Source organism: Streptomyces sp. DSM 40868 (assembly GCF_011820545.1).
Classification (GTDB): Bacteria; Actinomycetota; Actinomycetes; order Streptomycetales; family Streptomycetaceae; genus Streptomyces; species Streptomyces eurythermus.
The window spans coordinates 3,162,369-3,178,440 of the sequence record NZ_CP050504.1 but is presented as its reverse complement, the minus strand read 5'-3'; the positions used below and the strand labels follow the sequence as shown (position 1 = coordinate 3,178,440).

16 protein-coding genes are annotated in these 16,072 nt (G+C 72.3%); 11 read left to right on the top strand and 5 right to left on the bottom strand.

Annotated features, from left to right (window positions below):
• Window positions 1-42 precede the first annotated feature (42 nt).
• From HB370_RS14315 to HB370_RS14290, 6 genes are all read left to right on the top strand, one after another.
• Window positions 43-1,200: a PfkB family carbohydrate kinase gene (locus HB370_RS14315; RefSeq protein ID WP_030777228.1), complete on the top strand. Its 1,158-nt coding sequence runs from the start codon at window positions 43-45 to the stop codon at window positions 1,198-1,200.
• A gap of 157 nt (window positions 1,201-1,357) precedes the next feature.
• Window positions 1,358-2,440 (top strand): PhoH family protein, encoded by a 1,083-nt coding sequence (locus HB370_RS14310; RefSeq protein WP_078637354.1) that lies wholly within the window; start codon window positions 1,358-1,360, stop codon window positions 2,438-2,440.
• A 12-nt stretch (window positions 2,441-2,452) separates the two neighbouring features.
• On the top strand, window positions 2,453-2,950 hold the full coding sequence (gene ybeY / locus HB370_RS14305) for an rRNA maturation RNase YbeY (protein WP_030777220.1): 498 nt from the start codon (window positions 2,453-2,455) through the stop codon (window positions 2,948-2,950).
• A 9-nt stretch (window positions 2,951-2,959) separates the two neighbouring features.
• A complete protein-coding gene (locus HB370_RS14300; protein ID WP_030777218.1) occupies window positions 2,960-4,261 on the top strand; it encodes a hemolysin family protein in 1,302 nt (433 codons plus the stop codon).
• Window positions 4,258-4,617 (top strand): MmcQ/YjbR family DNA-binding protein, encoded by a 360-nt coding sequence (locus HB370_RS14295; RefSeq protein WP_030777215.1) that lies wholly within the window; start codon window positions 4,258-4,260, stop codon window positions 4,615-4,617. The genes HB370_RS14300 and HB370_RS14295 overlap by 4 nt, the downstream gene beginning before the upstream one ends.
• 47 nt (window positions 4,618-4,664) lie before the next feature.
• The gene (locus HB370_RS14290; protein WP_030777213.1) at window positions 4,665-5,018 is read left to right on the top strand and encodes a hypothetical protein; all 354 of its coding nucleotides are present in this window, start codon (window positions 4,665-4,667) and stop codon (window positions 5,016-5,018) included.
• 336 nt (window positions 5,019-5,354) lie between these two features.
• Here the strand turns inward: HB370_RS14290 and HB370_RS14285 are convergent, their stop codons facing one another.
• Both HB370_RS14285 and HB370_RS14280 read right to left on the bottom strand, forming a co-directional pair.
• Entirely contained in the window at window positions 5,355-5,693 is a 339-nt protein-coding gene (locus HB370_RS14285) for a P-II family nitrogen regulator (protein WP_030777211.1), read from the bottom strand.
• The gene (locus HB370_RS14280) at window positions 5,690-7,000 is read right to left on the bottom strand and encodes an ammonium transporter (protein ID WP_030777208.1); all 1,311 of its coding nucleotides are present in this window, start codon (window positions 6,998-7,000) and stop codon (window positions 5,690-5,692) included. Before HB370_RS14280 ends, HB370_RS14285 begins: the two co-directional genes overlap by 4 nt.
• 174 nt (window positions 7,001-7,174) lie before the next feature.
• On the opposite strand from HB370_RS14280, the gene era reads away from it, so the two are divergent.
• Window positions 7,175-8,128: a GTPase Era gene (gene era, locus HB370_RS14275; protein ID WP_030777206.1), complete on the top strand. Its 954-nt coding sequence runs from the start codon at window positions 7,175-7,177 to the stop codon at window positions 8,126-8,128.
• Window positions 8,129-8,132: 4 nt separating this feature from the next.
• Here the strand turns inward: era and HB370_RS14270 are convergent, their stop codons facing one another.
• From HB370_RS14270 to HB370_RS14260, 3 genes are read right to left on the bottom strand one after another with little or no spacing between them, the layout of a single operon-like run.
• Complete coding sequence (locus tag HB370_RS14270) at window positions 8,133-9,449, bottom strand: GH1 family beta-glucosidase (RefSeq protein WP_030777203.1); 1,317 nt, start codon at window positions 9,447-9,449, stop codon at window positions 8,133-8,135.
• A 44-nt stretch (window positions 9,450-9,493) separates the two neighbouring features.
• On the bottom strand, window positions 9,494-9,760 hold the full coding sequence (locus HB370_RS14265; protein WP_030777202.1) for a protealysin inhibitor emfourin: 267 nt from the start codon (window positions 9,758-9,760) through the stop codon (window positions 9,494-9,496).
• A 21-nt stretch (window positions 9,761-9,781) separates the two neighbouring features.
• Window positions 9,782-10,852 carry a M4 family metallopeptidase gene (locus HB370_RS14260; RefSeq protein WP_030777200.1) on the bottom strand — a complete coding sequence of 357 codons (1,071 nt, stop codon included), beginning with the start codon at window positions 10,850-10,852 and terminating at the stop codon, window positions 9,782-9,784.
• 341 nt (window positions 10,853-11,193) lie between these two features.
• Here HB370_RS14260 and leuA point away from each other — a divergent pair, with 341 nt between their 5' ends.
• The 4 genes from leuA (at window position 11,194) to HB370_RS14235 (ending at window position 16,066) form a co-directional block, all read left to right on the top strand.
• On the top strand, window positions 11,194-12,915 hold the full coding sequence (leuA, locus tag HB370_RS14250; RefSeq protein WP_030777198.1) for a 2-isopropylmalate synthase: 1,722 nt from the start codon (window positions 11,194-11,196) through the stop codon (window positions 12,913-12,915).
• Between the two features lie 174 nt (window positions 12,916-13,089).
• A complete protein-coding gene (locus tag HB370_RS14245) occupies window positions 13,090-13,785 on the top strand; it encodes a TerB family tellurite resistance protein (RefSeq protein ID WP_030777196.1) in 696 nt (231 codons plus the stop codon).
• Between the two features lie 50 nt (window positions 13,786-13,835).
• Window positions 13,836-15,035 (top strand): sialidase family protein, encoded by a 1,200-nt coding sequence (locus tag HB370_RS14240; RefSeq protein ID WP_030777193.1) that lies wholly within the window; start codon window positions 13,836-13,838, stop codon window positions 15,033-15,035.
• 83 nt (window positions 15,036-15,118) lie between these two features.
• Window positions 15,119-16,066 (top strand): RNA polymerase sigma-70 factor, encoded by a 948-nt coding sequence (locus HB370_RS14235; protein ID WP_030777192.1) that lies wholly within the window; start codon window positions 15,119-15,121, stop codon window positions 16,064-16,066.
• The last annotated feature ends 6 nt before the right edge of the window (window positions 16,067-16,072 follow it).

The following is a 16,072-nucleotide window of genomic DNA, read 5'->3' as shown; positions in this document are numbered from 1 at the left end:
GGTGCACACTGGCCGAAACCGCACCACGCCAGGGAGCGCACCGTGACGTCGTCGCACACCCTCGCCCGAGAGGAACCGGAACACCTCACCCAGGCAGCGCGCCGCCAGGTCCAGGTCGATCCGCTCGCCGCGCTGCGCGCCCCCGGCGACCCGCCCTGGGACGTCTACCTCACCGGCACGGTCTTCCTCGACATCATCTTCACCGGCCTGGACTCGGCGCCGGTGCGCGGCACCGAGTCCTGGGCCCGGGGCATGGGCTCCAGTCCCGGCGGGGTCGCCAACATGGCCGCCGCCCTGGCCCGGCTCGGCCTGCGTACCGCCCTGGCCGCCGCGTTCGGCGACGACCACTACGGCGAGTACTGCTGGGACGCCCTGGAACGGGGCGAGGGCATCGACCTCTCGGCCTCGCGGACCGTGCCCGGCTGGCACTCCCCGGTCACCGTCTCCATGGCCTACGAGGGCGAGCGGACCATGGTCTCCCACGGCCACGAGCCGCCGCCCGAGGCCGTCTTCGGCCCGGACGGGGGCCCCGCCCGGCCGCCCCGCGCGCGGGCCGCCGTGGCCTCCCTCACCCCGGGCCGCGGCGCCCCGTGGATCGCCGAGGCCGCCCGCGCGGGCACCCGGATCTTCGCCGACGTCGGCTGGGACGAGACGGGCGCGTGGGACCTGGCCGGCCTGCCCGACCTGGAGCACTGCGAGGCGTTCCTGCCCAACGCGGAGGAGGCGCGCCGCTACACCGGCGCCGACTGCCCCCGGGCCGCCGCGCACGCGCTGACCGAGTGCGTGCCGGTGGCCGTGGTGACCCTCGGCGAGGAGGGCGCCTACGCGGTGGACCGGCGCACCGGGGAGGCCGCCGAGGTCCCCGCGATCGCCGTGGAGGCGCTGGACCCGACCGGGGCCGGGGACGTGTTCGTCGCCGGGTTCGTGACCGGCTCCCTGGCCGGCTGGCCGCTGGCCGACCGGCTGGCCTTCGCCGGGCTCACGGCCGCGCTGTCGGTGCAGGAGTTCGGCGGCTCGCTGTCCGCGCCCGGCTGGTCGGAGATCGGGGCGTGGTGGCGCAAGGTGCAGTCCCTGCCCGGACAGGACCCGATGGCCCTGGAGCGGTACGCCTTCCTGGAGGACCTCGTCCCCAGGCGGCTGGACCGGCCCTGGCCGCTGCGCCGGGCCGTGCCCACCATCGGGTTCGGCCGCTCGGCCTGAGCCGGTGCCACGCCGGGACGGTACGGCGGGCCGGAAAAACGGTCGTAGGAAAAGCCCTACGGCGTTGTCATCCCCCCGTCGTACCCTGGACAGTGCGAGGCCGCCGTCAGCCGTGCGGCCGTGACGAGGAGGAAGCGCAGGCCTTCAGCGCCGGCCCATGACAGAGACACCGACAGCTCACACCCCCGCGCAGGAGCAGGCGAGAGCGCAGTTCACCGTCCCCGCCCAGCACCCCATGGTGACCGTGCTGGGTTCCGGCGACTCCCTCCTGCGCGTGATCGAGAGGGCCTTCCCGGCGGCCGACATCCACGTCCGGGGAAACGAGATCAGCGCGGTCGGCGACCCCGTCGACGTCGCCCTGATCTCGCGCGTGTTCGACGAGATGATGCTGGTGCTCCGCACCGGGCAGCCGATGACGGAGGACGCAGTGGAACGCTCGATCGCCATGCTCAAGGCGAGCGAGAACGGCACGAACGACGGGCCCGAGACCCCGGCGCAGGTGCTCACGCAGAACATCCTTTCCTCGCGGGGCCGCACCATCCGCCCCAAGACCCTCAACCAGAAGCGGTACGTCGACGCGATCGACAAGCACACGATCGTCTTCGGCATCGGCCCCGCCGGCACCGGCAAGACCTACCTGGCCATGGCCAAGGCCGTGCAGGCCCTGCAGTCCAAGCAGGTCAACCGGATCATCCTGACCCGCCCGGCGGTGGAGGCGGGCGAGCGCCTCGGCTTCCTGCCCGGCACCCTCTACGAGAAGATCGACCCGTATCTGCGCCCGCTGTACGACGCGCTGCACGACATGATCGACCCGGACTCCATCCCCCGGCTGATGGCCGCCGGGACGATCGAGGTCGCGCCGCTCGCCTACATGCGCGGCCGCACGCTCAACGACGCCTTCATCATCCTGGACGAGGCCCAGAACACCAGCCCCGAGCAGATGAAGATGTTCCTCACCCGCCTCGGCTTCGACTCGAAGATCGTGATCACGGGTGACGTGACGCAGGTCGACCTGCCCGGCGGGCAGAAGTCCGGCCTGCGCCAGGTGCAGGAGATCCTCGAGGGCGTCGAGGACGTGCACTTCTCCCGGCTGTCGTCCCACGATGTCGTACGGCACAAGCTGGTGGGCCGTATCGTCGACGCGTACGAGCAGTACGACAGCCAGCACGGCACCGAGAACGGCGGCTCCCCCAAGGGAGGCCGGGCCGGGACCGGTGCCAGGGGCTCCAAGGGGAAGTAGACCAGCACGACCATGTCGATCGACGTCAACAACGAGTCCGGCACCGAGGTAGACGAGCAGGCGATCCTGGACATCGCCCGCTACGCGCTCGCGCGGATGCGCATCCACCCGCTCTCCGAGCTCTCGGTGATCGTCGTGGACGCCGACGCCATGGAGCAGCTGCACATCCAGTGGATGGACCTGCCGGGCCCCACCGATGTCATGTCCTTCCCGATGGACGAGCTCCGGCCGCCGTCCAAGGACGACGACGAGCCGCCGCAGGGGCTGCTCGGGGACATCGTGCTGTGCCCGGAGGTCGCCGCCCGGCAGGGCGCCGAGGCGCCCACGCGGCACTCCATGGACGAGGAGCTCCAGCTGCTCACCGTCCACGGCGTGCTCCACCTGCTCGGGTACGACCACGAGGAGCCCGACGAGAAGGCCGAGATGTTCGGGCTCCAGGCGGCCATCGTGGACGGCTGGCGGGCCGAGCGCGGCCTGACCGGCCCGTCGCCCGCGCCGACCGTCTCGTAAGCGGGCCGCATGTCCGTTCAGCTCGTTCTCGGGGCGATCGCGCTCGTCGTCGTGGCCTGGCTCGCCGCCTGCGCGGAGGCGGGCCTCGCCCGTGTCTCCAGCTTCCGCGCCGAGGAGGCCGTGAAGTCCGGGCGGCGCGGCAGCGCCCGGCTCGCCCAGGTCGCCGCCGACCCCACCCGCTATCTGAACGTGGCCCTGCTGGTCCGGGTGGCCTGCGAGATGGCCGCCGCGACCCTGGTCACCTACGCCTGCCTCAAGGAGTTCTCCACCACCTGGGAGGCCCTGCTGGTCGCCCTCGGCGTGATGGTCCTCGTGTCGTACGTCGCCGTCGGCGTCTCCCCGCGCACCATCGGCCGCCAGCACCCGATCCACACCGCGACCGCGGCGGCCTATGTGCTGCTGCCGCTGGCGAGGATCATGGGCCCGGTGCCCTCCCTGCTGATCCTCATCGGCAACGCGCTCACGCCCGGCAAGGGCTTCCGGCACGGCCCCTTCGCCTCCGAGGCGGAGCTGCGCGCGCTGGTCGACCTCGCCGAGAAGGAGTCGCTGATCGAGGACGAGGAGCGCCGGATGGTGCACTCGGTGTTCGAACTGGGCGACACCCTGGTGCGCGAGGTCATGGTCCCGCGCACCGACCTGGTCACCATCGAGCGCTTCAAGACCATCCGCCAGGCCCTCACCCTCGCCCTCAGATCCGGCTTCTCGCGGATACCGGTCACCGGTGAGAGCGAGGACGACATCATCGGGATCGTGTATCTGAAGGACCTGGTCCGCAAGACGCACATCAGCCGGGACGCGGAGGGCGACCTGGTGTCCACGGCGATGCGCCCGGCCGTGTTCGTGCCCGACACCAAGAACGCCGGCGACCTGCTGCGCGAGATGCAGAAGGAACGCAACCACGTCGCCGTCGTCATCGACGAGTACGGCGGCACCGCCGGCATCGTCACCATCGAGGACATCCTGGAGGAGATCGTCGGCGAGATCACCGACGAGTACGACCGGGAACTGCCGCCCGTGGAGGACCTCGGCGACGACCGCTTCCGGGTCACCGCCCGCCTGGACATCACCGACCTCGGCGAGCTGTACGGCCTGGAGGAGTACGACGACGAGGACGTGGAGACCGTCGGCGGACTGCTCGCCAAGGCGCTCGGCCGGGTGCCGATCGCCGGTGCGTCCGCCGAGGTGCGCCTGCCGGACGAGCGGGTGCTGCGGCTGACGGCGGAGGCCGCCGCCGGCCGCCGCAACAAGATCGTCACGGTGCTGGTCGAGCCGGTCCCCGTGCCGGCCGCCGAGGAGGAGAAGGCCGAGTGACCCCCGAGGAGCTGCGCGCCTTCTGCCTGTCGTTCAACGCGGCGGTGGAGGACTTCCCGTTCGGCCCGGAGTTCTCGGTCTTCAAGGTGCTGGGCAAGATGTTCGCCCTGACGACGCTGGACGCGCGGCCCCTGACGGTCAACCTCAAGTGCGACCCGGAGGACGCGGTCCGGCTGCGCGGTGAGCACGAGGGGCTGATCGTCCCCGGCTGGCACATGAACAAGCGGCACTGGAACACGGTGACCGTCGACGGGACGCTGCCGGACCGGCTGGTCAGGGAGCTGATCGAGGACTCCTACGACCTGGTCGTGGCGGGTCTGCCGAGGGCGCAGCGGCTGCGGCTCGATCGGGCGTGACGCACCCGTCGCGGGGCGGGCCCGGCGCGGCTTCGTATGCTCGGGGCATGACCGAGAGCACCGGGCTTGACCCCGAGGACCGCAAGATCGTCACCCTGGCCCGTTCCGCGCGGGCCCGCAACGTCGTGCCCGAGGGCGCGGCCGTACGGGACGAGACCGGGCGCACGTATGTCGCCGGGACGGTGGAGCTGCCCTCGCTGAAGCTGAGCGCGCTGCGGACCGCCGTCGCGATGGCCGTGGCCTCGGGGGCGCGGTCGCTGGAGGCGGCGGCCGTGGTGAGCGACGCGGAGTCGGTCCCGGCCGAGGACCTGTCCGCCGTGGCCGACCTCGGCGGCACCGGCACCCCGGTCCTGCTCGCCGCCCCCGACGGCACGGTCCGCCTCACCGTCCCCGCCACCTGACCCACCCGCGCCCGCCCTCGGGGCGGCCCCGGCAAGAGCGGGTGGGCACCGGCGGCGGAAAGCTCGCCCGCCCCCGGGTGGAGCCGAAGGCACGCGGACTGTGCCGGGCGCCGCTGGACCGCGGGCTCACCCGGGTGCCCGCCGAACTGCTGCCGGGTCAGCCGGTACGGCTCACCGAGACCTGGCGCGGGATGCCCCGGTTCGACCGGGGCGAGGTCACGGTCACCGCGAGCGCCCGGGACACCCGGGAGCCGGCGAGCGCCGGTTTCCTCGTGCTGCCCTGGCTGCTGGTGGCGCTGGTGTCCGCCGCCGGGGCGCTGACCGGGGCGCTGCTGGTCAGAGCGCGTCGGGCCCGCGCTCGCCGGTCCGCACCCGGACGACCGTCTCGACGGGAACGGCCCAGACCTTCCCGTCGCCGATCTTCCCGGTCCGGGCGGCCCTGACCACCGCGTCGATCACGTCGTCGGCGACCGCGTCCTCCACGACCACCTCGATCCGCACCTTCGGCACGAGGTCGACCCGGTACTCGGCCCCCCGGTAGACCTCGGTGTGCCCGCGCTGCCGACCGTAGCCGCTGGCCTCGGTCACGGTCAGCCCGTGCACCCCCAGCTCCCGCAGGGCGGTCTTGACCTCGTCCAGACGGTACGGCTTGACGATCGCGGTGATGAGCTTCATGCCTGGGTCTTGACCTTCTGGGCGGTGAGCGGGGCGGAGTGGGAGACCGGGGCGCCGTGGCCCAGGACGCCGTGATCGTATGCCGTCTCGGCGTGCACCGTAAGGTCGAGACCGGTGTACTCCTGCTCCTCGCTCGCCCGGAGGCCCAGCGCCTTGTCGAGCAGCTTGCCCAGCCCGTACGTCACCGAGAACGCGTACGCCGCCACGACCGCCACCGCCAGCAGCTGCCGGCCGAGCGGGGCGAGCCCGCCGCCGTGGAACAGGCCCTGCGCGCCGCCGGTCATCGCCTTGTCGGCGAACAGGCCGATCAGCACGGTGCCGATGATCCCGCCGACCAGGTGGACGCCGACCACGTCCAGGGAGTCGTCGTAGTCCAGCTTGAACTTCCAGCTCACCGCGTAGGAGCAGACGACACCGGCGGCCAGGCCCACGACCAGGGCGCCCAGCAGGGAGACCGTGCCGCAGGAGGGGGTGATCGCGACCAGGCCGGCCACCGCGCCGGAGGCGGCGCCCAGGGTGGTCGGGTGGCCGTCGCGCCGCTGCTCGACGAAGAGCCAGCCGAGCAGGCCGGTGCAGCCGGCGGCGAGCGTGTTGAGGAACGCGGCGGCGGCGAGGCCGTTCGCGCCGAGCGCGGAACCGGCGTTGAAGCCGAACCAGCCGAACCAGAGCAGACCGGCGCCGAGGATCACCATGGGCAGGTTGTGCGGGCGCATGGCGTCCTTCTTGAAGCCCAGCCGGGGTCCGAGGACCAGGCACAGGGCGAGTCCGGAGGCACCGGAGGTGATCTCGACGGGCAGCCCCCCGGCGAAGTCGAGGGCGCCGAGCCGGTCCGTGATCCAGCCGCCGGGGCCCCACACCCAGTGGGTGACCGGAACGTATACCAGCAGGGTCCACACCGGTACGAAGACCAGCCACGCCGAGAATTTCGTGCGGTCCGCGACCGCGCCGCTGATCAGCGCGGCCGTGATGATCGCGAAGGTGAGCTGGAAGGTGGCGAACAGCACGGTGGGGACCGTGCCGTGGACGCTGTCCGGGCCGAGGCCGCGCATCCCGGCGTGCTCCACCCCGCCGAGCAGGCCGCCGCCGAGGTCGTCGCCGAAGGCGAGGGAGTAGCCGGCCGCCAGCCAGACCACCGTGACCAGGGCGATCGACACGAAGCTCATCATCAGCATGTTGAGGACGCTCTTCGTGCGGACCATGCCGCCGTAGAACAGGGCCAGGCCCGGGGTCATCAGCAGGACGAGGGCGGTCGCGGCGAGCAGCCAGGCGGTGTCGCCGGTGTCGGCGTGGGGTGCGGCGAGGGTCACGGGCGTCTCCAACGGCTGGGGGCTGCGCAAGAGGGTCACCGGTGTGCGTTTCCGGTCGCGTACGGGTGTGTTTCCGTGACGTTTCGTTGCCGCCGGGTTTCCGGAGGCTCACCGGCGGGGGCGGTGGGCGGTGGTGGTACGGCGGGGCTTCGTGGATCAGGGACAATGGGCGGCATGAGCGTTCGTACCCAGACTTCCGAGCAGCCGGCCGAGTCCGTCCACCGCGCCGGCTTCGCCTGCTTCGTGGGCCGCCCCAACGCGGGCAAGTCCACCCTGACGAACGCTCTGGTCGGGCAGAAGGTGGCGATCACCTCCAACCGCCCGCAGACCACCCGGCACACGGTGCGGGGCATCGTGCACCGGCCGGACGCGCAGCTGATCCTGGTCGACACCCCCGGCCTGCACAAGCCGCGCACGCTGCTCGGCGAGCGGCTGAACGACGTGGTCCGCACGACCTGGGCCGAGGTCGACGTGATCGGCTTCTGCCTGCCGGCGGACCAGAAGCTCGGCCCCGGTGACCGGTTCATCGCCAAGGAGCTGGCCGGCATCAAGAAGACGCCGAAGGTCGCGATCGTCACCAAGACCGACCTGGTCGACCCCAAGGCCCTCGCCGAGCAGCTGATCGCCATCGACCAGCTGGGCAAGGAGCTGGGCATCGAGTGGGCGGAGATCGTGCCGGTGTCGGCGGTCGGCGCCAAGCAGGTGGATCTGCTGGCCGACCTGCTGATCCCGCTGCTGCCCGAGGGGCCGGCGCTCTACCCCGAGGGCGATCTGACGGACGAGCCGGAGCAGGTGATGGTGGCCGAGCTGATCCGCGAGGCCGCCCTGGAGGGCGTGCGCGACGAGCTGCCGCACTCCATCGCGGTGGTCGTGGAGGAGATGCTCCCGCGCGAGGACCGCCCCGCCGACCGTCCCCTCCTCGACATCCACGCCAACGTCTACATCGAGCGCCCCAGCCAGAAGGGCATCATCATCGGCCCCAAGGGCAAGCGCCTGAAGGAGGTCGGCATCAAGTCCCGCAAGCACATCGAGGCGCTGCTGGGCACGCCGGTCTTCCTCGACCTGCACGTCAAGGTGGCCAAGGACTGGCAGCGCGACCCCAAGCAGCTGCGCAAGCTGGGCTTCTGAGGCCTCACCGGCGCTGGGCCCGCAGCACCTCCCGGTACCAGTGGTACGACGCCTTCGGGGTGCGTGTCTGCGTCGCGTAGTCCACGTGCACCAGGCCGAAGCGGCGGGTGTAGCCCTCGGCCCATTCGAAGTTGTCCAGCAGGGACCACACGAAGTAGCCGCGGACGTCGGCGCCGGCGGCGCGGGCGGTGTGGACGGCGCGGATGTGGGCGTCCAGGTAGGCGATGCGGTCCTGGTCGTCCACGCCTTCGTAGGAGCAGCCGTTCTCGGTGACGAGGACGGGCGGGAGCCGGTCGCCGTAGCGGTCGCGCAGGCCGGTGAGAAGTTCGGTCAGGCCCTCGGGGACCACCGGCCAGCCGAAGTCGGTCACCGGACGCCCCTCGATCTCCCGCACCGAGAAGGGCAGTTCGGCGGGCAGTTCCAGGCCGCCGTACTCGCCGTTGCCGTCCCCGGGGGCACCCACCCGGGACGGCGCGTAGTAGTTGACGCCGTACCAGTCGACGGGCCCGGCGATCACCTCCAGGTCCTCCGCCGCGTTGCGGCCCATCAGCTCCGCCATGCCCTCCGGGTACGCGCCCAGGAGCACCGGCTCGGCGAACAGCCGGTTGAGCAGGGTGTCGTAGAGGTCCGCCGCCGCGAGGTCGGCCGGGTCCCCGGACGCGGGCCAGACCGGGACGTGGGAGTTGGCGATGCCGATGTCCGCCGCGCCGGCCGCGCGCAGCGCCCGCACCGCGAGGCCGTGGGCGAGGAGCTGGTGGTGGGCGGCGGGCAGGGCGTCGAACAGCAGCCGACGGCCGGGGGCGTGGGCGCCGATCGCGTGGCCCAGCAGGGTGTGCTCCGCCGGTTCGTTGAGGGTGATCCAGGTGGCCACCCGGTCGCCGAGCCGGTCCGCCACCACCGACACGTGGTCGGCGAACCGGTACGCCGTGTCCCTCTCCAGCCAGTCCAGCGCGGCGGGCAGGTCCCAGTGGAAGAGGGTGGGCACGGGCCGCACGCCCGCCGCGCACAGCTCGTCCACCAGGCGGTCGTAGAAGTCCAGGCCGCCGGGGGAGTTCACCCGGGGCCAGGAGACGGAGAAGCGGTACGCGTCCACGCCGAGGTCCGCGAGCAGGGCCACGTCCTCGGCGTAGCGGTGGTAGTGGTCGCAGGCCACCGCCGCCGTCGAGCCGTCCCGCACCCGCCCCGGCCCGGCCGTGAACACGTCCCAGACGGACGGCTCCCGCAAGTCGGCCGCGCCCTCGATCTGGTGGGCCGAGGTCGACACGCCCCACAGGAAGCCGGCCGGGAACCGGGGTATCTCGGTGCCTGCGTCAGTCGCCATGGGCGGGATCATCCGCACCCACGGCGACGGAAGTCAACGCCTCGTCACGCGCCTTCCTTCAGTACCCGTGTGACCAACTCCCTCTGGTCGTCGGTGAGTCGGGGATCGGCCGTGTACACCGTGCGGCCGTCGACCGTGATCTCGTAGCTGAAGCCGTCCGGGACGCCCGCCGGGGGCGCGCTCCGGCCGGACGCGAGGACGCGTCCGGCCAGGGCCTGCCACTCCCCGGCGTCGGGCCGGTCGCAGGTGTCCACCTCGGCCTCGCGCTCGATGCCCGCGAAACCGCCTGTACGCCGTACTCGAATACGCATGGCTACGTGTCTAGTACGGAACTAGAGCGTGCGCACCCCCACCTGTTCCCATGCCTTCTGCACGGCCCGCAGTTCGTCCCCGGCGCCGTACCGCTCCCGGGCCGCCTTCACCGTCAGCGTGGCGAAGTCGGTGAACTGGGCGTCCTCCTTGAGGTCGCCGCCGGTCAGCACGTCGTACCAGACCTGCCCGGCCTTCTCCCAGGAGTGGCCGCCGAGGGCGGTGGCGGTCAGGTAGAAGGCGTGGTTGGGGATGCCGGAGTTGATGTGCACGCCGCCGTTGTCGCGGCTGGTGCGGACGTAGTCCTCCATCCGCGCCGGTTGCGGGTCCTTGCCGAGGACGTCGTCGTCGTACGCCGTGCCCGGGGCCTTCATCGAGCGCAGGGCGGTGCCGGTGACGCGCGGGGCGAGCAGCCCGGCGCCGATCAGCCAGTCGGCCTCGGCGGCGGTCTGGCCGAGGGTGTACTGCTTGATCAGCGAGCCGAAGACATCGGAGAGCGACTCGTTGAGCGCTCCGGACTGGCCGTGGTAGTCGAGGTTGGCGGTGTGCTGGGTGACGCCGTGGGTCAGCTCGTGGCCGATGACGTCGACCGGGATGGTGAAGTCGAGGAAGACCTCGTTGTCCCCGTCGCCGAAGACCATCTGCTCGCCGTTCCAGAAGGCGTTGTCGTAGCCCTCGCCGAAGTGCACGGTGGCGTCCAGCGGCAGGCCGTTGCCGTCGATGGAGTGCCGGCCGTACACCTTCAGATACAGGTCGAAGGTGGCGCCGAGGCCCGCGTAGGCCCGGTTGACGGAGGCGTCGGAGCCGGGCTCGGAACCCTCCTCGCGGACCTTGGTGCCGGGCAGGTCCTGGGTGTGCTCGGCGTCGTAGATGGTGCGCTGCGGCCGGTCGGCGGCGGCGCCCTGGCGCGGGGCGACGGCGGCGGCGCCGATCACCGTGGTCAGGCGGCGCTTGGTGCGCTGGTAGGCGTCGTGCTCCAGGGACCGGCGGGCCGGTCCGGACAGGGCGGGGTCGTCGTGCCGGGCGAGCTGGTCGAGGACGTGCGGCGGCACGATCGTGCAGAAGACGGGCTCGAAGCCCCCGTGGGTGGTCATATCTGGAACCATCGCATTGTGTGACCTCACTGTCACTACCTGCCACCATGATTGGTGAAATACCCGGACAACAGTGGCCACGCAGCGTGACGTTGTGGTACGGCGATGTGGTGCGGCGCACTTTTTGTCCCGATGTGTCATGGGGTCCCGCATACTGGGACAGGCCCGCGCGCCCGGAACGGCTCGGCTAGGCTGCGGAGCATCATGCGTTCCTGGCTGCTTCTCCTTAGCTGCCGCGGCGAGGGTCTGTAGTCGAGGCCGACTCCCTCCCCGCGGAGCTCGGCGTTGCGTCGTCGGCCGTCCAGTCGGATATCCGGGACACCCCGAGGAGCCCACGCACCATGGCCAACCGCCAGCAGCCCAGCCCCATGCCGATCCACAAGTACGGCCGCTACGAGCAGGTCGACATCCCCGACCGCACCTGGCCCGGGAAGCGGATCACCGCAGCGCCCCGCTGGCTCTCCACCGACCTGCGCGACGGCAACCAGGCGCTGATCGACCCGATGTCGCCCGAGCGCAAGCGCCGGATGTTCGACCAGCTGGTGAAGATGGGCTACAAGGAGATCGAGGTCGGCTTCCCCGCCTCCGGCCAGACCGACTTCGACTTCGTGCGCTCGATCATCGAGGAAGAGGGCGCGATCCCGGACGACGTCACCATCTCGGTGCTGACCCAGGCCCGCGAGGACCTGATCGAGCGCACGGTGGAGTCCCTCAAGGGCGCCAGGCGCGCCACCGTCCACCTGTACAACGCCACCGCGCCGGTCTTCCGCCGGGTCGTCTTCCGCGGCTCCAAGGACGACATCAAGCAGATCGCCGTCGACGGCACCCGCCTGGTGATGGAGTACGCCGAGAAGCTGCTGGGCCCCGAGACCGAGTTCGGCTACCAGTACTCGCCGGAGATCTTCACCGACACCGAGCTGGACTTCGCCCTGGAGGTCTGCGAGGCGGTCATGGACGTCTGGCAGCCCGGCCCGGACCGCGAGATCATCCTCAACCTGCCCGCCACCGTGGAGCGTTCCACCCCCTCCACGCACGCGGACCGCTTCGAGTGGATGCACCGCAACCTCTCCCGCCGCGAGTACGTCTGCCTGTCCGTGCACCCGCACAACGACCGCGGCACCGCCGTGGCCGCCGCCGAGCTGGCCCTGATGGCCGGCGCCGACCGCGTCGAGGGCTGCCTGTTCGGCCAGGGCGAGCGCACCGGCAACGTCGACCTGGTCACCCTGGGCATGAACCTGTTCTCCCAGGGCGTCGACCCGCAGATCGACTTCTCCGACATCGACGAGATCCGCCGTACGTGGGAGTACTGCAACCAGATGGAGGTCCACCCGCGCCACCCGTACGTGGGCGACCTGGTCTACACGTCCTTCTCCGGCTCCCACCAGGACGCCATCAAGAAGGGCTTCGACGCGATGGAGGCCGAGGCGAAGGCCAAGGGCGTCACCGTCGACGACATCGAGTGGGCGGTGCCGTACCTGCCCATCGACCCCAAGGACGTCGGCCGCTCCTACGAGGCCGTCATCCGGGTCAACTCCCAGTCCGGCAAGGGCGGCATCGCCTACGTCCTGAAGAACGACCACAAGCTGGACCTGCCGCGCCGGATGCAGATCGAGTTCTCCAGGATCATCCAGGCGAAGACCGACGCCGAGGGCGGCGAGATCACGCCGAAGGACATCTGGGCCGTCTTCCAGGACGAGTACCTGCCCAACCCGGACAACCCCTGGGGCCGCATCCAGGTGCGCACCGGCCAGTCCACCACGGACACCGACGGCGTGGACACCCTCACCGTCGAGGCCACTGTCGACGGCCGGGACACCGTCCTGACCGGCTCCGGCAACGGTCCGATCTCGGCCTTCTTCGACGCCCTGCACACCCTGGGCATCGACGTACGCCTGCTGGACTACCAGGAGCACACGATGAGCGAGGGCGCCTCCTCGCAGGCCGCCTCCTACATCGAATGCGCCATCGACGGCAAGATCCTGTGGGGGATCGGCATCGACGCGAACACCACGCGCGCCTCGCTGAAGGCGGTCGTCTCCGCGGTCAACCGCGCCACCCGCTGACGCCCCGCCCGCCCGCACCCCGCCCGCCGCACACCGGCGGGCGGGGTGCCGATTTCCGGCCAACGCGCCCCCAGGTCACGGAAAGGTCTCCTACGGGGTACTGACTCCACCTGCGAGATGTGGCTAACATCACGCCATCGCGGCGATGTTGCCGCGCCGTTACGGAGGTGCGACGTGCTGCCAGTACGGGGACGAGACGGCCGTGCCACCGGGGCCCTGCGCATCCTGGGCACCCGCACCGCGTGGACACCCGTCGGCGACGGAGAGTTCTTCTGTCCCGGCTGCGGCGGCGACCGCAACTACCAGCGGCTCACCGGCCGCCGCAGGCTCACCCTGCTCGGCGTGCCCCTGCTGCCGCGCGGCGAGACCGGACCGGTCGTGGAGTGCGCCGCCTGCCGGCAGCACTTCGGCACCGACGTCCTGGGCCACCCCACCACCCGCCGCTTCTCCGCGATGCTCCGCGACGCCGTGCACACCGTCGCCCTCGCGGTCCTCGCCGCGGGCGGCACCGCCTCCCGCACGGCCCTGGAGACGGCCGCCGCCACGGTCCGCGCGGCCGGCTTCGCCGACTGCACCGAGGAACAGCTCGCCGCGCTGGTCGACGCCCTCGCCGCCGACACCGGCCGGTACTTCGAGCAGCCGTCCGGGGCCGGGCTGACCATAGAGCTGCACGAGGCGCTGGACCCGCTCGCCCCGCACCTCGCCCCGGCCGGCCGCGAGGCGCTGCTCCTCCAGGGCGCCCGCATCGCCCTCGCCGACGGCCCCTACACCCCCGCCGAACGCGACGCCCTCGCCACCGTCGGCGCGGCCCTCACCATCCGCGCCGACGACGTCACCCGGCTGCTGGCCGCCGCCCGCACCCCCTCCTGATCACCCCGCCGGAGTAAGGACGGCGCCCCCGTCGCGGGCAGCATCAGGGGGTGACCCCGCGCAGCCGCTCCCACGCGACCGTCCTCGCCCTCCTCACCGCACTCGGCGCCCTCACCGCGCTCACCGCCCGGCAGCCCGCGCAGGCGGCGCCCGCCGCCTGCGACTCCTCCGTGCCGTACGTCTCCGGGCAGGGCGGCTACGCCGTCTACCGCATCCCCGCCGTGGTGCGGACCCGGCCCGGCACCCTCCTCGCCTTCGCCGAGGGCCGCCGCGGCGGCGCCCAGGACAGCGGGGACATCGACGTCGTGCTGCGCCGCTCCGCCGACGGCGGCTGCACCTGGGGCCCGCTGACCGTGGTCGCCGCCGGCCACGGCGACACCCGGGGCAACCCGGCCCCCGTCGTCGACCCGCGCACCGGCACCATCGTCCTGGTGACCTGCGGCAACAGCGCCGGCGCCACCGAGGCGCGGATCATGCGCGGCGAGGTCACCCCCGAGCAGGGCCGCCGGGTGTACGTCCAGCGCAGCGCGGACGACGGCCTGCACTTCACCGCCCCCCGGGACATCACCGCCGCGGTGAAGCGGCCCGGCTGGCGCTGGTACGCCACCGGCCCCGGCCACGCCCTCGCCCTCACCCGCGGCCCTCACGCCGGCCGCCTGCTGATCCCCGCCAACCACTCCGCGGCCCCGCCCGCCGGCTCCCCCGACACCGGCCAGGAGGCCAAGTACTACGGCGGCCACGCCCTCTACAGCGACGACGTCGGCCACACCTGGCACCTCGGCTTCGTGGACGCGGACTACGACGGCGTGACCAACGCCAACGAGACCAGCGCCGCCCAGCTTCCCGACGGCCGCGTCTACCTCGCCGCCCGCGACCAGAACGGCACCGCGCCCGGCAACCGGCTCCACGGCTACTCCAGCGACGGCGGCCAGACCTTGGACCGCCCCTACGCCGTCCAGCCCGCCCTGAACGCCGTCCCCGTCGTCCAGGGCAGCGTCCTGCAGCCCGACACCCCCGGCGCGCCCCTGCTGTTCTCCGCGCCCTCCGTGCCCACCGCCCGCCGCGCCCTCGCCCTGTGGGCCGGCCTGGACGCCGGCCGCACCTTCACCCCGCTGCTCACCCTCACCGACCGCCGGTCCGCCTACTCCGACCTCGTCCAGCTCGACGCCCACCGCGTCGGCGTCCTCTACGAGACCGGCACCGAAAGCCCCTACGAGACCCTGGAGTTCCGCCGGATCCCGCTGCCCTGAGGGCCGGGGAGCGGGCGGGTGCTTTCCGGCGCCCGGGAGGGGATGATGTGGTGCGCTGATCGACTACGACGGGGGCGTCCGGCATGGGTACGAGCACGAGTACGAATACGAGCAGAACCGAGGAGTTCGAGGAGCTGCGGCCCCTGCTGTTCTCCATCGCCTACCGGATCCTCGGCAGCGTCGGCGAGGCCGAGGACGCCGTCCAGGAGACCTGGCTGCGCTTCACCGCCTCCCCGGCCCGGCCCCGGTCGGCCAAGGCGTTCCTGTCGGCCACGGTGACCCGGCTGTCCATCGACGTACTGCGCTCGGCCCGGGTCCGCCGGGAGGCCTACGTCGGCCCCTGGTTCCCCGAGCCGCTGCTCGCCGACCCCTACCAGGACCCGGAGCGGTCGGCGGAGCTGGCCGACTCGGTGTCGATGGCCGCCCTGCTGCTCCTGGAGCGGCTCAGCCCGCTGGAGCGCGCGGTCTTCGTGCTGCGGGAGGTGTTCGACTTCGGCTTCCCCGAGATCGCCGAGGCGGTCGACCGCTCGGAGGCGGCCTGCCGCCAGCTCCTGGTGCGCGCCCGGCGCCACATGACCGAGGGCCGGCCCCGCTTCGAGGCGGACCGCACCGAGCGGGAGGAACTGGCCTCCCGGTTCTTCGACGCCCTGCGCGAGGGCGATGTCATCGGGCTGCGGGACCTGCTCGCCGCCGATGTGTCCATGGCCGGCGACGGCGGCGGCAAGGCACCCCAGCTGGCCCGGAGCGTCCTGGGCGCCGACAACGTGGCCCGCCTGCTCGCCTCCGTCTTCCCCCAGCTCGCCGGGATCGGCGTCACCTGCGAGCCGCACCAGGTCAACGGGCAGCCCGGCGCGGTCTTCCGGGACCCGGAGGGCCGGGTGCTCAACGCCGTGGCGCTCGACGTCCTCGACGGGCGGATCCAGGCCATCCGCATCGTGGTCAACCCCGACAAGCTCGGTCACCTGGGGCCGGTCGCGGACGCCTGGGCGGTGCACTACGCGCTGCGGGAGGTGCGCCGGGGAGCGCGCTGAGCGCCG

What these genes read in the sequence shown, in the direction of transcription:
- HB370_RS14310 (WP_078637354.1), top strand. Translation starts at nt 1,358, where the DNA reads ATGACAGAGACACCGACAGCTCACACCCCCGCGCAGGAGCAGGCGAGA.
- HB370_RS14265 (WP_030777202.1), bottom strand. Translation starts at nt 9,760, where the DNA reads ATGCGTATTCGAGTACGGCGTACAGGCGGTTTCGCGGGCATCGAGCGC.
- HB370_RS14260 (WP_030777200.1), bottom strand. Translation starts at nt 10,852, where the DNA reads ATGACCACCCACGGGGGCTTCGAGCCCGTCTTCTGCACGATCGTGCCG.
- ybeY (WP_030777220.1), top strand. Translation starts at nt 2,453, where the DNA reads ATGTCGATCGACGTCAACAACGAGTCCGGCACCGAGGTAGACGAGCAG.
- HB370_RS14290 (WP_030777213.1), top strand. Translation starts at nt 4,665, where the DNA reads ATGACCGAGAGCACCGGGCTTGACCCCGAGGACCGCAAGATCGTCACC.
- leuA (WP_030777198.1), top strand. Translation starts at nt 11,194, where the DNA reads ATGGCCAACCGCCAGCAGCCCAGCCCCATGCCGATCCACAAGTACGGC.
- era (WP_030777206.1), top strand. Translation starts at nt 7,175, where the DNA reads ATGAGCGTTCGTACCCAGACTTCCGAGCAGCCGGCCGAGTCCGTCCAC.
- HB370_RS14300 (WP_030777218.1), top strand. Translation starts at nt 2,960, where the DNA reads ATGTCCGTTCAGCTCGTTCTCGGGGCGATCGCGCTCGTCGTCGTGGCC.
- HB370_RS14270 (WP_030777203.1), bottom strand. Translation starts at nt 9,449, where the DNA reads ATGGCGACTGACGCAGGCACCGAGATACCCCGGTTCCCGGCCGGCTTC.
- HB370_RS14285 (WP_030777211.1), bottom strand. Translation starts at nt 5,693, where the DNA reads ATGAAGCTCATCACCGCGATCGTCAAGCCGTACCGTCTGGACGAGGTC.
- HB370_RS14235 (WP_030777192.1), top strand. Translation starts at nt 15,119, where the DNA reads ATGGGTACGAGCACGAGTACGAATACGAGCAGAACCGAGGAGTTCGAG.